We start from the raw sequence: 14,164 nt of genomic DNA on the forward strand, positions 1-14,164 counted from the left end.
TCCCCGCCGGGAGCCCACCCCATGAGCGCAGACTGGCATTCCCACCTGCGCCAGAGTGCCCAGGCACGCCACGAGGCGCATCGCTGGCGCCAGCGCCGTGTCCATCGGCAGGACGCGCAGCGACTCGACATGGCCGGCAATGACTATCTCGGTCTGGCCGCTGACCCGCGTCTGGCCGAGGCCGCCGCCGATGGTGCGCGGCGCTTCGGCACCGGGGCCCGTGCCTCACATCTGGTCACCGGACACAGCACGGTGCACGAGGCACTCGAAGAAGCCCTGGCACGCCTCACCGGACGCCCCCGGGCGCTGCTGTTCTCCACCGGCTACATGGCCAACCTGGGGGTGATACAGGCGCTCTGCGACAGCGGCGTGCATCTTCTGCAGGACCGGCTGAATCACGCCTCCCTGATCGACGGTGCCCGGCTGTCCGGCGCCCGCTCACGGCGCTATCACCACAACGACCTTGATGACCTGGCGCGCCTGCTGGATCGGGTGCCGGACGCCAGCCGCCGCCTGGTCATCAGCGACGGTGTCTTCAGCATGGACGGGGACTGCGCCGACGTCGACGGCCTGGCCGAGCTCAGCCGGCGCCACGGCGCCTGGCTGATGATCGACGATGCTCACGGCATCGGCGTGCTGGGCGAAAACGGCGACGGTAGCGTCGGGCGACGGCTGGGCTGCGAGCGGGTCCCCGTGCTGGTCGGCACCCTGGGCAAGGCGCTCGGCACCGCCGGTGCCTTCGTCGCCGGCGATGACGCCCTGATCGAGCATCTGATCCAGTTCGCCCGCCCTTACATCTACACCACCGCCCTACCCCCGCCGGTGGCGGCGGCGACACTACAGTCTCTCGAGATACTGGCCGGCGAACCCGAGCGTCGCCGCCATCTCGATGGGCTGATCGCGCGATTCCGCCGCGAGGCCACCAGCCTGAAGCTGCCGCTGATGGCGTCGGCCACCCCCATCCAGCCGATCCTGCTCGGTGATGAGCAGCGCACCCTGGACTGGGCCAGTACCCTCGAGGACGCCGGCATTCGGGTGGGCGCCATTCGCCCGCCGACGGTCCCCGCCGGCGCCTCAAGGCTGCGTGTCACCCTGAGCGCCGCCCATGACGACCACGACATCGACCGTCTGCTCGAGGCGCTCTTGACCTGCCAGAAGCAGGAGTCGGCCACCTGCGCAGGGGCATCCCGATGATCCGGCTGGTTCTGCTGTCCGGTTGGGCCATCGACGCCAGAATCTGGTCACCGCTGGCGAGCCATTGGGGAACCTCGGTGACGGTGGAGGCAATCGACTGGCCTGGGATAGGCGGCAGGCCCACGCTTGCAGACGCAGGTGTCTCGGACGCAGACGCCTCAGACGCAGACACGGGGCTTTTCCAGCAGCAGGCACACCCGTCCTCTGGCATTCAGACGCTGGCGAAGGCCATGGGGCCGTCCCTGTCGTCCCGCGACGGCGAGCCGGTCATCTGGGTGGGCTGGTCGCTCGGTGCGTTGCAGGCCGCCGCGCTGACCCGACACCTGCCCGCCCCCGATGGCCTGGTGCTGCTCGGCATGGGCCCGACCTTCTGTCACCCGAACGGGGTGACAATGTCCGCGCTGGCTGATTTTCGCGCCGCCTTCCGCCGCAACCCGACCAGGGCCAGAGAGCATTTCCTGCGCTGGCAGCTGTCCGGCGAGCCCTCGCCCCGTGACGCCCTGCGCCGGCTGCGCACCCTGCTGACGCCTGACATCGGCGCCGATCACGCCACACTGGAGCAGGGCCTCGCCACCCTGGCAAGCGCCGATATCGGTGACCTGCTTGGCGGCGTGCCAGGCCATGTCTCAAGCCAAGCGACGGATAATGCAACTCCCGTCCCCGTCACGTCCCTGTGCGGTGCAACGGACCCCCTGCTGGCCCCTGCCGTACGCGCGGCCATGGACGAGCGTATCGAAGGCGCCGGGCACTGCCCGATGCTGAGCCAGCCGGCCCGTCTGGCCGAGGCGATTCAGCGCCACGCCTTGCGCATGCTAGATAAAGGAAAGGCACCCACCAGCCGCCGCGGGCCTCACTATGGTGACCGCGAAGTCCAGGGGTTTGACGAGGTGACGCCATGAACGCTCCGCTAGTGCAGCGCCAGCTCGAGCCCGCGCGCTCCAGCGACACGGCCACGGACGCGCCGGACCAGAGGGGCGTCTCCGCAGCGCCCGATGGCACACCCGGTGACTGGCAGCGGCGGGTCGCCCGGGCGTTCTCGCGGGCGGCCCCGCGCTACCGAGAACTGGCGCGCGCCCAGATGGCCATGGCCGAGACGCTGTGGCCCCACCTGCCAGATCACGCCGAGCGGATCCTCGATCTGGGTTGCGGGCCCGGCGACCTGACCCGAAGAGTGGCCGAGCGCTACCCTGACGCCAGCGTGCTGGGGCTGGATCTGTCCGCGGCGATGCTGGAACAGGCTCGCCAGACACTGGTTCAACAGACACCGACCCAACAGACTCCGGCCCAACAGACACCGACCCAACAGACACCGGACCGAATAGCCCAGGACGACCGAGGCACCGAGCCACGTCGACAAGAGGCATCACCTCATCCGCGCGCCACGGCGTGCGCCTGGGTCTGCGCCGACGCCCAGGCGCTGCCGCTGGCCGATGCCAGTCTCGACCTGGCGATATCCAATCTGGCCATCCAGTGGTGTCCCGACCTGGAGCAGGTGCTGGCGGAACTCCATCGCGTCCTGGCGCCTGGGGGACGGGCGGTACTCAACACCCTGCTGCCCGGCACCCTGGCAGAGATCGGCCAGGTCTGGCGTCAACCGGGCAAGGCCAGTGGAGTGCTGGACTTCGCAAGCCTCGACGACCACCGGCGCGCGGTGCTTTCCCGCCCCTGGGCCGCCACCGCCTTCGAGCAGCGTGCCGAGCGCTTCTACTACCCGGACCTGGACGCCGTGATGGCCTCGGTCAAGGGCGTCGGCGCCCAGGTCGCCCGTCCCGGCGCCCGGCTGAGCCGTCAGGATATAAGACAGGCGCGGGCCCGCTATGAATACCTGCGCAGACCCGAAGGACTACCGGTGACCTACCAGCGGCTGACGTTGATTCTCGATCGCTGACGCCTGACCACCGCGCCCCTGAGTGAGGTGCCCCATCGTCGTTTCACCGCCACCAAACTTGCAGCACAGGATCCCGCACTCGCCATGCCAAGCTACTTTGTGACCGGCACCGACACCGACGCCGGCAAGACCCTGGCAAGCTCCGGCCTGCTGGCCCTGGCACGCCGCCAGGGCCAGACCACCCTCGGCCTCAAACCGATCGCCTCGGGGTGTGAGTCCACCGCCGAGGGACTGCGTAATATCGACGCCCTGACCCTGCAGGCCCAGAGCGTGCCGTCTGTACCCTATGACGACATCAATCCGTTCGCCTTCGCGCCCCCCATCGCGCCACACCTGGCGGCTCGCTATGCCGGCGTGGACCTGTCCCTCGACAGGCTCTGCCACACGCTGGGGGGAAGCCTTGAGCTCCCCCGTGATCTGATCCTGGTCGAGGGCGCAGGCGGCTACCGGGTCCCGCTCAACGACCAGGAGGACCTGGCGGGGCTCGCCACACGCCTTCAGCTTCCGGTGATCCTGGTGGTGGGACTGAAACTCGGCTGCCTGAACCACGCCCTGCTGACCGCCGAAGCCCTCAAGGCAGATGGCGTCACTTGCGCCGGCTGGATCGGCAACCTTGTCGATCCCGGCTTCGCCGAAGATGAAACCCTCTACCGGGACAACCTCGATCACCTGAAAGCCAGGCTGCCGGGGCCCTGCCTCGGCATCATTCCTCGCCTCGATGGCAGCGACCATCGGGCACTGGCCGATCAAGCCGCCGATCATCTTTCGCTGCCATAGCTCGACCTCACAAGCCTCAGCCCCGCCCCCGAGCCGCTCGAAGCGTCCGGGCGGATAGCGGGGCCCTGGCTCGATCGAAGCGAGCGCACCTCACGGAAGTGTTTGACTTGCCAGGCCGGCAACGTAAAATATGCCCCGCCTACCCCGCGTGCGGATGTGGTGGAATTGGTAGACACGCTAGATTTAGGTTCTAGTGCCTTAGCGCGTGGGAGTTCGAGTCTCCCCATCCGCACCATCTTTTCGGACCCGTCGAGCGAGCACACTTCATTCGACCTCAGGTCCAGCATTCTTCTTGACCTTCCTCCTGTCGGCTCGGCCCCTGGCCCTTGCTTCGACACGCCCTAGCCTCGACGCGCCCTAGCTTCGACACGCCTAGCTCCCCGTTGACGCCGCCTAAGCATCCGTTGGCTTTGTCAGGGCTCGATCCTGCTATCGTTACATGCATGTTCCATGATTGAAATCGACCTCGCACGTTGCGCAGGTCCGCGAAAAAAGGTCATTGCATGCTGAACTACTTTGCCCTCGGCATCCTGTGCTTCGTGGTGTTGACCCTGTTCTACGGTGTCATCGTCATCCACGACATCCCCTACGGTATCGCCAAGAAGCGCGACCATCCGCACCAGGACGCGATCCACGTCGCCGGCTGGGTCAGCCTGTTCACCCTGCATGTGCTGTGGCCCTTCCTGTGGATCTGGGCCACCCTCTACCGGCCGGATCGCGGCTGGGGCTTCAAGCAGATCGAGGAAGAACAGGCGCGAGAGCGCAGCGAGATCGACGAGTTACGCCTCGAACTCGACCACCTGCGCCAGCGACTCGACGCCCAGGAGGCCTCAGCGCCGTCGCTCCAGGCCGAGCAACCGGCTCGCGCCCAATCTACGTCCGGCAATACCCAGGGAGGTCAGGACTGATGGATCTGCTTATCGTGCTGACCTATGCGGCGCTGTGTATCGCCGTGTTCAAGATCTTCCGCATCCCGCTCAACAAGTGGACGGTCCCCACTGCGGTACTCGGCGGCATCATCGTGGTCGCGACCCTGGTGCTGCTGATGAACTACAACCATCCCTTTACCCGCCAGGTTCGCCAGGCCTACGCGGTGACGCCGCTGGTATCCGAGGTCCGGGCCCGGGTCAGCTCCGTCGAGGTCGACCCCAACACCCTGGTCGAGGCCGGTACCCCGCTGTTCATCCTGGACGCCACCCAGTTCGAGTCCCGTGTAGAGCGGCTGACGGCGGAGCTCGAAGACGCCCTGCGCAATTCCGACAGTCGCAGTGCCGGCGTTGCCGAGGCCGAGGCCAACCTGGTGGCGGCCCAGGCCGATAGAGATCAGGCCAGTCGGACCCTGGCACGTTATCAGGCCGCCTCCTCGGCCTTCAGCCGGCAGCAGATCGACGAAGCCTCCCAGAATGCCCAGACCGCGGCTGCACGTGTCGCCCAGGCCGAGGCCGCCCTCGAGCGGGCCCGCGCCGAACAGCGCCCCGACGGCGACGACGAGGACCCGTTGGTCGTCGCCAAGCGCGCCCAACTGGCCGAGGCACAATATGATCTGCAAAACACGGTCATCCGCGCTCCCACGGACGGCTTTCTGACACAGCTCGCGGTGCGCCCGGGAATGATGGCGGTACCGCTGCCGCTAAAGCCACTGGGGGTCTTCGTGCATGACGAACCCGGCCGCTTTACCGGCGCCTTCCGCCAGCAGGCGCTCAACCGCATCCAGCCAGGCGACGAGGCCGAACTGACCTTCACCGCCCTGCCGGGCCAGGTGTTCGCCGCCGAAGTCATCGAGGTGCTGCCGGCCATCGCCGAGTCCCAGGTCGCCGCCGGTGATCGACTGCTGGGCGCCGACGCCTTCGCCAGGACCGACGCCCCTGCGCTGGTGACCCTGAAGCTCGCCCCGGGCCAGGATATGCCGGACATGCCGCTGGGCATCGGCGCCCAGGCAGCGGTCTACACCGAGCACTTCCACCACGTCGCCATCATGCGCAAGGTGCTGTTGCGCATGCTCGGCTGGCAGCACTATGTCTACATCGACCACTGAGTCGACAGGCGTTTCGCCGACGCTGACCCGCTGCTAGGCTGGCCCCAGTCAGGTTCGCCCAGCGTGGCGAACCAGGGAGCGACAGACAGCACCCAGCCTTTCCTGGTGTACCCGACGAAAGGCACACCAGGTGGCTGGGGGCGGGGGGCAAGGATGCACAGCAAGAAGGAATCAACGCGCACCAATACCTGGGTGGCACTGGTGATCGTCATCGCCAGCGCCGCTCTGAGCTATTGGCTGCTGGACAGTCGCGACGACGTCAACGGAGGTGCAGCGGTATCGCTGTTCTCGTTGGGTCTCGTCAGCGCGCTGGTGATCGGCTATTCCCGTTCGGTCAGTCAGATCAACGCCCTCGGCGCCCAGGTCAAGTTCAACCGCCTGAGCCAGGAGGCCGACGCCACGCGCAAATCGCTGGAGCGCGACCGCCTTCATCTCTACCGCATGCTGATACCGCTGACGCTGAAGCACCCCGAAGGCGAACACGCCATCCACGGCGTCGATCCCCGTGTACCGGCACTGCTGGAACTTGACGACAAGGTCGCTACCGAAGGCCTTCAGGCCGACCTGTCACAGGAACTCGCCCGCGCCCTCCATCGTCTGCTGCATAGCCAGTACCACCGCATCGTGGAACTGCTGCCTCAGAACGCCTCCCTGCCAGCGTCACAACGGACATCATCGGGCCACGACTTTACTCCCGCCCAGCTTGGCGAGCTGCTGGATCGGGCCGAAGCCTGTCTCGAGCGCCAAGGCGAGGCGTCGACGTCCAATGACGACAGACAGCGGCTTCACAACAATGTTCGCGTCAGCCGCCGCCTGCTGGCCAGTTACCATCGGCTCGATGACGTCACCCCAAAAGCCCCGTCTGACGCCGTTGTCTGAGGTCCGCAGACAGCCTCTCGCTTCTCGTCTCTCACCTCTCGCCTCTCGCCTCTCGCCACCTGGTCCCCGCCCGAGCGAATGACCGATCAGGCTGTGCCGGTTCGCTCCATCCTGTTCCCCGACGTCGGCCCCCAAACTCGGCGTCCCTGGCCCTCGTCTACGCTGAGATGGCGGTACATCACCGCAGTGTCACATCCATCTTCGCGATCGGCGGGAGGCCCCATGGCAGAGTCACTTACACAACAACAGGACGTTGACAGCGACAGCGGCGGACGCTCGCCTCGGCTGATCTGGTCGTTGCGGGCCTTCGGGCTGGCCGGTGCGGCCATGGTCTGGGTGGCCCTTGGGGGTGCCGAGTCGATGTCGCCAGATGCCCGCTGGGTGGCCGCCATCGGCACCCTGATGGCGATCTGGTGGATGACCGAGGCGATCCCGCTGTCGGTCACCTCGCTGCTGCCCATCGTGTTGATTCCCATGCTGACCGAACGCTCGGTGTCCGAGGCCACCGCTCCCTACGCCAGCTCCATCGTGTTTCTATTTCTCGGTGGCTTCCTGATCGCCATCGCCATGGAAAAGTGGCAACTGCACCGGCGTATCGCCCTGACCACCCTGCATCGCGTCGGGGTCGAACCTCGTCGTATCGTGCTCGGCATGATGCTGGCCACCGGTTTTCTGTCCATGTGGGTGTCCAACACCGCCACCACCCTGATGATGCTGCCGATTGCGCTGTCGGTGCTGACCCTGGTGGTGGAACGCTCGAGCTCACAGGACAGTGACGCGGTCGGAGAAGACCTGCACAAGGGCGGCCGCGTCTCGGACATCATCAAGGATGACAACATCCGCAGCTTCGGTGTCTGCCTGGTACTGGCCATCGCCTGGTCGGCGTCCATGGGCGGGCTCGGCACCCTGCTGGGCTCTCCCCCCAACGCCATCGTCGCCGGCTACGCCGCCGACGAACTGGGCCGGGACATCGGGTTCCTGCAGTGGATGATGGTCGGTCTGCCACTGGCGCTGACCTTTATCCTGATCGGCTGGGTACTCATGACCCGGGTGCTCTATCGCTTCAAGCTCGATGAGATTCCCGGCGGCAAGGCGATGATCGAAGACCAGCTCGATCACCTGGGACCGCTCGGCCAGGGCGAGCGCATGGTGATGTTCGTGTTCGCCGGTGCGGCCTTTCTGTGGGTGGTGCCGGGGCTGATCGCCAGCCTGCCGCTGATTGGCGACTGGTTTTCGTTCCTTGACGCCTTGAATGACACCGCCATCGCCATCGGCGCCGGTATCGTGCTGTTTTTCCTGCCGGGCAACGCCAAGGGCGACATGGTGCTGGACTGGCAGGACGCCGAGGATGGCCTGCCCTGGGGCGTACTGCTGCTGTTCGGCGGCGGTCTGTCGCTGGCCAGCGCGGTGGCAGCGTCAGGGCTCGACGGCTGGTTCGGCGAACAGGTCAGCGCGCTGGGAGCGCTGCCGATGGTGGCGCTGGTGGTGGCGGTGACCACCATCGTGCTGTTTCTTACCGAGATCACCTCCAACACTGCCACCGCCGCGACCTTCATCCCGGTGCTGGGCGGGGTCGCCGTCGGCATTGGCGCCGACGCCATGACGCTGCTGATACCTGCCGCCTTCGCCGCGACCTGCGCCTTCATGCTGCCGGTCGGCACGCCGCCCAACGCCATCGTGTTCGGCTCCGGCGCCGTCACCATCTCGCAGATGGCCCGTGGCGGGATCGTGCTCAACGTGATCGGCGTCGCCCTGATCACCCTGTTCTGCTACGTACTCGGAGGGCTGGCCCTGGGTCTGCAATTCTAGGCCGGTCCGAAAGGGCTCGGATTGAAGGGCAGGAGGAACCGGGAGCCTCACCTGCCGGTGGGGCTCTCTCCCTGTTGTCGGCGCTGTCGAAGACGAGCCTCGGCCTGCTCAAGCACCTCCCAGGCCAGGCGACGAAGGCCGACCTCCCCCTCGGTCATGGCCTCGAGCAGGGCTCGCTTTTCCTTCAGATAGAGGCGTGCAAATCCCGGGTCATGCTCGACGATAGAGCCGGTGTTGTGGATCAGGTCGGCGTACTTGATGGTCTGGGCGCGGGCGCCGGCTTGTGCCAGACGCTCCAGCGCCAAGCGCTTGCGCACGGCGCGGTTGCCCACCTCAGGCCCTTCGAGATCGCTTAGCGCCAACACCAGCGCGGTCACCTCTTCCCCGAAGTTGTCGCCCAGTGTCTGGGCCGTCACCTGGGTGTCCTCCAGCACATCGTGCAACCAGGCGGCGGCAACCATGGCGGGGTCGCCGGGGCAGTGGCGGCTGACCAGCGCGGCCACAGCGGCGGGATGCTCGATGTAGGGGGTGTCCAGGTACTTGCGCCGCTGACCGATGGCGCCGTGAGCCGCCGTGGCGAAGAGCCGCGCCGCCTCCACGGTGTCGATGCCCGAGATCTCGCTTGCGTCGCTGGAGGGTGTGTCCACGCTGTCGCTCCCGTGTCGTGTCTTTATCGTGCGCCCCGGTCGGGCCCATTGCCGGTCCAGCACCTTTTGCTGATTGAGGCCTCGGCCGCCGCGGCTTAGGCTGACAGACCCGACCTCAAGACGCCATCAGGCGCTCCCCTGGCCGACCAGGAACCGCCATCAAAGGAACTGCCATGAAACGCGAAACCCTCGCCCTGCACCACGGCTACGCCCCTGACGACCAGCACTCTGTCGCGGTCCCGATCCACCAGACCACATCGTTTTCCTTCGATGATGCCCAGCATGCCGCCGACCTGTTCGATCTCAAGGTCGAGGGCAACATCTATTCGCGCATCATGAACCCCACCTGCGCGGTGCTGGAAAATCGCGTGGCCGCCCTGGAAGGTGGTATCGCGGGCCTGGCGGTGGCCTCCGGCATGGCCGCCATTACCTATACCATCCAGACGCTTGCCGAAAGCGGCGACAATATCGTCTCGATCAGCGAACTCTACGGCGGTACCTACAACCTCTTTGCCCACACCCTGCCGCGCCAGGGCATCGAGGTCCGCTTCGCCGACAAGGACGACCTCGCCGGCATCGCCGATCGCATCGATGAGCGTACCAAGGCGGTGTTCTGCGAAAGTATCGGCAACCCTTCGGGCAGTGTGGTGGACATCGCCGCACTCGCCCAGGTGGCCCACGACAACGGTGTCCCGCTGATCGTCGACAACACCGTGGCCACGCCCTTCCTGTGGCGCCCGATCGAACACGGCGCCGATATCGTGGTGCACTCCGCGACCAAGTATATCGGTGGCCACGGCACCACCGTGGGTGGCGTGATCGTCGATTCCGGTCGCTTCCCCTGGGCCAGCCATGCCGAACGCTTTGCGCTGCTCAACGAGCCCGACCCCTCCTATCACGGCATCAGCTATACCCGAGACGTCGGCGACGCGGCCTTTATCGCCCGCGCCCGGGTCGTGCCACTGCGCAACATGGGGGCGGCCCTCAGCGCCCAGGCCGCCTGGAATCTGCTGCAGGGTCTCGAGACACTGGCGCTGCGTATCGAGCGCATCTGTGCCAACACCCAGACCATCGCCGAGTACCTCGAGGGCCACGAGGCGGTGTCCTGGGTCAAGTACGCTGGCCTTTCACATCACAAGGACCACGAGCTGGCCAAGCGCTACATGAACGGCCAGGCCTCCGGCATCTTGAGCTTCGGCATCAAGGGCGGACGAGACGCCGGGGTGCGCTTCTACGACGCGCTCGGGCTGATCCTTCGACTGGTCAATATCGGTGACGCCAAGACCTGCTCGGCGATTCCGGCGGTGACCACCCATCGCCAGCTCAATGACGAGGAACTGGCCGCCGCCGGGGTCACCGCGGACATGGTGCGCCTGTCTGTCGGCATCGAGCATGTCGACGACCTGATGGCGGACCTGGACCAGGCGCTCAAGGCGTCTCAGGGCTAGCCCGAGCCCGGCACCGGCAATTCCACCGGGGTGGGAGAAGGTGGCAGCCAATCGCCCTTGATCAGGGCTTCGGCCGGGCGGTAGAAGCGCAGCAGGTGTTGGTGACAGCGTCCATCCACAGGGATGGACGTTCCTCTTTTTCTATCCAGCCCGAGCTTTATATCTAGCCAGAGCCCGGCACTGGTAGTCCCACCGGGGTCGGCGACGGCGGCAGCCAATCGCCCTTGATCAGGGCTTCGGCCGGGCGGTAGAAGCGTAAGGTATACGTCCATCCCGGGGCGATCGCCAGATGGTTGGGTGCCTGGGGGTCGCCGCCAAAGTGGAGGGTTACCGAACCATCCTCGTTGGCGTCGGCCTCGACACTGGTCAGGGAGTGCGCCCCTTCGGCGCCCTCGATCAGACGCCCTCTGGCATCGTAGACGGTCACCGACCAGAACCCGGTAACCGGCACGTCCACCGGCAGAATCAGCACCTGAGGCGTCTCGCCATCATTGTGAAGCGGGCTGACGGTGACGTAGTAGGCGTCCTCGATGGGCTGGCCCAGCCAACCCGCGGCCGTCCCCCACAGATGCCGCACCGGGTCGACGCTGTCTTCGGCGCCAAACATGCCGTGGCTGCCGGAGATAAAGGGCGACAGACCAAGCACCGCCTCTCTTACCTCGCCCAGCCGCTCCATATCCCACTCGGGCAATGACAGCTCTCCCGCGTCATCCTGGGACCACTCGATGGCATCCTGCAGCGCGTTGGCTTCGGCGATGTCCGCGCTCGAGTCGGCGTCCACCTGGGTACGGAACATGACCAAGGCATAGCGCGAACCGACGCTCTCTTCATCCAGCACGATCTCGCGTCCGCCGTAGGCCATCATCGGGGTGTAGTGGTCCTGGTTGACCACCTGCATGGACTGCAGTCGGGTGGCGCTGGCCGGGGCGGTGAAGGTCACCGGTGAGGCCAGATCAAAGACGCCGACGCTGTGCAGGATATCCCGATTGACCCGAACCACCTCGGCGTCCACCGGCAACGGCGCGCGGTCATGGCGCAGGCTGCCAAAATAGCCATCATCGGCATAGTTCTGGAAGTGGGTGTCGGTCTGCGCCCGCACATAGGTATCCAGATTGACCGCACCGTCCGAGCTGGATGGCTCGGTGGCCTCTGCGGTCGCTGCCACTGCGTTCGAGACCAGGCCGCTTGCCATTGCCAGCAGCAGCCAGGAAAACCGCTTCATTGTCATCCCCGCACCCCGATTGTCGGTCGCGAGCCCTGGCGGCCAGAGCCCTGCCTCTGGCTCAGCATAGCGTCTTCGCGGCACGAAGGACTCAACGGCATGAAAACGGCGGCCCCGAGGGCCGCCGAAGGTCTCACTATTCAGTAAGCAGTGAATTGACGTTTCCAGAGACTGTCAGCTACCGGCGATGGTCATCTCATCGATCAACCAGCTACCGCTGTGGATGCTGCCACGGGTATCGATATCATCCCCCAGTCCCACCAGACCCTGGAACATGCCTGCCAGGTTGCCGGCGATGGTGAACTCCTCGACGGGATGCTGAATCTGGCCGTTCTCGACCCAGAAACCGGCCGCACCGCGGGAATAGTCACCGGTGACGCCGTTGACGCCCTGCCCCATCAGCTCCGTGACCAGTACGCCCCGATCCATCTTCGAGAGCAGCGCCTCGCGGCTTTCCAGCGGCGCCTCGAGGCGCAGGTTGCGTGCCCCGCCGGCGTTGGCGGTGGTCTGCATACCGAGCCGACGCGCGCTGTAGGCCGACAGCATGTAGCTGGCCAGACGCCCCTGCTCGATAAAGCGATTGTTGCGGGTCTGGACGCCGTCGCCGTCGAACGGACTGCTGGCCATGCCACCCACCAGCATCGGCTGCTCGGCGAGGCTGAACCACTCGGGAAACAGAGTCTCACCCAGGCGGCCACACAGGAAGGAGGCGTCGCGGTAGATGGCGCCGCCGGCCAGGGCCGACATCAGGTGGCCGATCAGGCCGCTTGCCAGGGTCGGGTCGAACATCACAGGAAAACGCCCGGTCTGGGGGCGCTGCCCCCCGAGGCGCTGTAGCGTACGCTCGGCGGCGCTGCGGCCGACCTCCGCCGGGTCACGCAGCGCCCGTGGATCCCGGGCGCTGGTGTAGTCGTAGTCCCGCTGCATGCCGGATGCGTCCTCGGCGATCAGCAGGCAGGAAAGCGAGTGACGGCTGCCGCGCTGGCTGCCGAGAAAACCATGGCTGTTGGCGTAGACGCGAACGCCCTCGCCGCTCGACAGGCTGGCGCCGTCGGAGCTGCGGATACCCGGCTCGGCCAGGCCCGCCGCCTCGCAGGCAAGCGCCAGCTCTATCGCCTTGTCCGTGTCCAGCGCCCAGGGGTGATGGACGTCGAGATCCGGCAACTCGGTCGCCATCAGCTCGGCGTCGGCAAGCCCGGAGGCAGGATCCTCGCCGGTGTAGCGGGCGATGGCGATGGCCTTCTCGACCACGCTCTTGATCGAGGCGTCGCTGGCATCGGTGGACGAGGCGCTGCCCTTGCGCTTGCCCAGATAGACGGTGACGGCGATGCCCTGATCGCGGGATAGCTCCACCGACTCCACATCGCCCTCGCGCACGCTTACACCGGTGCCCTGATCGACGCTGGCGCCGACCTCGCAGGCATCCGCACCCAGTCGCCGAGCAAGCTCGAGCGCGGTCTCGGCACGACTTTCCAGCACCGCCTGCTGGGCTCTGGCATCAAACGCCTGTGTCATCTTGTACTCCTTGTCCGACCATAGGGGTCGGCTGAGACTGTCATCCTGCGGCGCCTCGGGCGCCACAGGCTGGTATACTTTCGCGGACGTCGCGCCCGGCGCGACCACCGCCTTTTCGATTTTCCCCGATGCCTTCACCAGGGACCCGGTATGACCCAGGATGACCTTTCCCCCGACGACCGCCCCAGCAAGTCCCAGCTCAAGCGGGAGATGCACGAGCTGCAGGCGCTGGGCGAGCGCTTCATCGCGATGAAGCCCGAGGAGCGCGCCCGCTTCCCGCTGTCGGACGATCTGCTTCGCGCCATCGACGAGACCGACCGCATTCGTGCCCGCGAGGCCAGACGCCGCCATATGCAGTACGTCGGCAAGCTGATGCGCAAGGAAGACCTGGAGGCCATCCAGGCGGTCTTCGACGACATCGAGAAGGCCCAGGTCCAGCGCGACCATGCCTTCCTGCGCCTGGAAAAGTGGCGTGATCGCCTGATCGAAGAAGGTGATGACGCCGTCGAACCCTTCCTCGAAGACTATCCCCAGGCCGATCGCCAGGCGCTGCGTCAGCTGATCCGCAACGCCCGCAAGGAGCGCGAGCAGAACAAGCCCCCCACCAACGCCAAGCGGCTCTACAAGCTATTGCGTGATACCGCAGGGATCTAACCGCCGGGCTCGAGGGCCAGTCTGACGAGTGCCTGCGCTCGTCGACTTTTCGGACAGCGCCTGGGTCCTGCAGGCTCCGCCTTGGCGCCGACACCT

Annotated in this window: 14 protein-coding genes and 1 tRNA gene; 11 read left to right on the forward strand and 4 right to left on the reverse strand. The window is 66.4% G+C overall.

Annotation, left to right across the window (positions count from 1 at the left end; translation table 11 throughout):
• The first annotated feature begins 21 nt into the window (after positions 1-21).
• The 9 genes from bioF to KUV74_RS13790 all read left to right on the forward strand — a co-directional run bounded on the left by bioF (position 22) and on the right by KUV74_RS13790 (position 8,582).
• Positions 22-1,194, forward strand: a complete 1,173-nt coding sequence (bioF, locus tag KUV74_RS13750; protein WP_222516601.1) for an 8-amino-7-oxononanoate synthase — start codon at positions 22-24, stop codon at positions 1,192-1,194.
• A complete protein-coding gene (locus KUV74_RS13755) occupies positions 1,191-2,093 on the forward strand; it encodes an alpha/beta fold hydrolase (RefSeq protein WP_222516602.1) in 903 nt (300 codons plus the stop codon). Before bioF ends, KUV74_RS13755 begins: the two co-directional genes overlap by 4 nt.
• The gene (locus tag KUV74_RS13760) at positions 2,090-3,082 is read left to right on the forward strand and encodes a methyltransferase domain-containing protein (protein ID WP_222516603.1); all 993 of its coding nucleotides are present in this window, start codon (positions 2,090-2,092) and stop codon (positions 3,080-3,082) included. Before KUV74_RS13755 ends, KUV74_RS13760 begins: the two co-directional genes overlap by 4 nt.
• Before the next feature lie 84 nt (positions 3,083-3,166).
• Positions 3,167-3,859, forward strand: a complete 693-nt coding sequence (gene bioD, locus KUV74_RS13765) for a dethiobiotin synthase (protein WP_124803756.1) — start codon at positions 3,167-3,169, stop codon at positions 3,857-3,859.
• Positions 3,860-4,009: 150 nt separating this feature from the next.
• Positions 4,010-4,094, forward strand: a tRNA-Leu gene (locus KUV74_RS13770).
• Between the two features lie 268 nt (positions 4,095-4,362).
• Entirely contained in the window at positions 4,363-4,767 is a 405-nt protein-coding gene (locus KUV74_RS21090; protein WP_222516604.1) for a DUF3302 domain-containing protein, read from the forward strand.
• On the forward strand, positions 4,767-5,894 hold the full coding sequence (locus KUV74_RS13780) for an HlyD family secretion protein (RefSeq protein ID WP_108132881.1): 1,128 nt from the start codon (positions 4,767-4,769) through the stop codon (positions 5,892-5,894). Before KUV74_RS21090 ends, KUV74_RS13780 begins: the two co-directional genes overlap by 1 nt.
• Positions 5,895-6,047: 153 nt before the next feature.
• Positions 6,048-6,773 carry a hypothetical protein gene (locus tag KUV74_RS13785; protein ID WP_222516605.1) on the forward strand — a complete coding sequence of 242 codons (726 nt, stop codon included), beginning with the start codon at positions 6,048-6,050 and terminating at the stop codon, positions 6,771-6,773.
• Between the two features lie 222 nt (positions 6,774-6,995).
• The gene (locus tag KUV74_RS13790; RefSeq protein ID WP_249742712.1) at positions 6,996-8,582 is read left to right on the forward strand and encodes an SLC13 family permease; all 1,587 of its coding nucleotides are present in this window, start codon (positions 6,996-6,998) and stop codon (positions 8,580-8,582) included.
• 47 nt (positions 8,583-8,629) lie between these two features.
• On the opposite strand, the gene KUV74_RS13795 is transcribed toward KUV74_RS13790, so the two are convergent.
• Positions 8,630-9,229, reverse strand: coding sequence for an HD domain-containing protein (locus KUV74_RS13795; protein ID WP_231498651.1), 600 nt, complete (start codon positions 9,227-9,229; stop codon positions 8,630-8,632).
• 173 nt (positions 9,230-9,402) lie between these two features.
• On the opposite strand from KUV74_RS13795, the gene KUV74_RS13800 reads away from it, so the two are divergent.
• Positions 9,403-10,677 (forward strand): O-acetylhomoserine aminocarboxypropyltransferase/cysteine synthase family protein, encoded by a 1,275-nt coding sequence (locus KUV74_RS13800; protein WP_108132884.1) that lies wholly within the window; start codon positions 9,403-9,405, stop codon positions 10,675-10,677.
• Here KUV74_RS13800 and KUV74_RS20890 read toward each other — a convergent pair.
• From KUV74_RS20890 to pmbA, 3 genes are all read right to left on the reverse strand, one after another.
• Positions 10,674-10,796 (reverse strand): hypothetical protein, encoded by a 123-nt coding sequence (locus KUV74_RS20890; protein WP_261395434.1) that lies wholly within the window; start codon positions 10,794-10,796, stop codon positions 10,674-10,676. The genes KUV74_RS13800 and KUV74_RS20890 overlap by 4 nt on opposite strands.
• Before the next feature lie 44 nt (positions 10,797-10,840).
• Positions 10,841-11,899 carry a DUF1214 domain-containing protein gene (locus KUV74_RS13805; protein ID WP_222516606.1) on the reverse strand — a complete coding sequence of 353 codons (1,059 nt, stop codon included), beginning with the start codon at positions 11,897-11,899 and terminating at the stop codon, positions 10,841-10,843.
• 174 nt (positions 11,900-12,073) lie between these two features.
• Positions 12,074-13,414 (reverse strand): metalloprotease PmbA, encoded by a 1,341-nt coding sequence (gene pmbA, locus KUV74_RS13810; protein WP_045993060.1) that lies wholly within the window; start codon positions 13,412-13,414, stop codon positions 12,074-12,076.
• 150 nt (positions 13,415-13,564) lie between these two features.
• Between pmbA and yjgA the strand changes: the two genes are divergently transcribed.
• Positions 13,565-14,068 (forward strand): ribosome biogenesis factor YjgA, encoded by a 504-nt coding sequence (yjgA, locus tag KUV74_RS13815; RefSeq protein ID WP_045993059.1) that lies wholly within the window; start codon positions 13,565-13,567, stop codon positions 14,066-14,068.
• Positions 14,069-14,164 lie beyond the last annotated feature (96 nt).

Origin of the sequence: Halomonas sp. DP1Y21-3, from assembly GCF_019801245.1 — a bacterium.
Lineage (GTDB): Bacteria > Pseudomonadota > Gammaproteobacteria > Pseudomonadales > Halomonadaceae > Halomonas > Halomonas litopenaei.

Excerpts from the sequence above, each read along its gene's own strand:
- bioF (WP_222516601.1), top strand. The coding sequence starts at position 22 with ATGAGCGCAGACTGGCATTCCCACCTGCGCCAGAGTGCCCAGGCACGC.
- KUV74_RS13755 (WP_222516602.1), top strand. The coding sequence starts at position 1,191 with ATGATCCGGCTGGTTCTGCTGTCCGGTTGGGCCATCGACGCCAGAATC.
- KUV74_RS13760 (WP_222516603.1), top strand. The coding sequence starts at position 2,090 with ATGAACGCTCCGCTAGTGCAGCGCCAGCTCGAGCCCGCGCGCTCCAGC.
- bioD (WP_124803756.1), top strand. The coding sequence starts at position 3,167 with ATGCCAAGCTACTTTGTGACCGGCACCGACACCGACGCCGGCAAGACC.
- KUV74_RS21090 (WP_222516604.1), top strand. The coding sequence starts at position 4,363 with ATGCTGAACTACTTTGCCCTCGGCATCCTGTGCTTCGTGGTGTTGACC.
- KUV74_RS13780 (WP_108132881.1), top strand. The coding sequence starts at position 4,767 with ATGGATCTGCTTATCGTGCTGACCTATGCGGCGCTGTGTATCGCCGTG.
- KUV74_RS13785 (WP_222516605.1), top strand. The coding sequence starts at position 6,048 with ATGCACAGCAAGAAGGAATCAACGCGCACCAATACCTGGGTGGCACTG.
- KUV74_RS13790 (WP_249742712.1), top strand. The coding sequence starts at position 6,996 with ATGGCAGAGTCACTTACACAACAACAGGACGTTGACAGCGACAGCGGC.
- KUV74_RS13800 (WP_108132884.1), top strand. The coding sequence starts at position 9,403 with ATGAAACGCGAAACCCTCGCCCTGCACCACGGCTACGCCCCTGACGAC.
- KUV74_RS13805 (WP_222516606.1), bottom strand. The coding sequence starts at position 11,899 with ATGAAGCGGTTTTCCTGGCTGCTGCTGGCAATGGCAAGCGGCCTGGTC.
- pmbA (WP_045993060.1), bottom strand. The coding sequence starts at position 13,414 with ATGACACAGGCGTTTGATGCCAGAGCCCAGCAGGCGGTGCTGGAAAGT.
- yjgA (WP_045993059.1), top strand. The coding sequence starts at position 13,565 with ATGACCCAGGATGACCTTTCCCCCGACGACCGCCCCAGCAAGTCCCAG.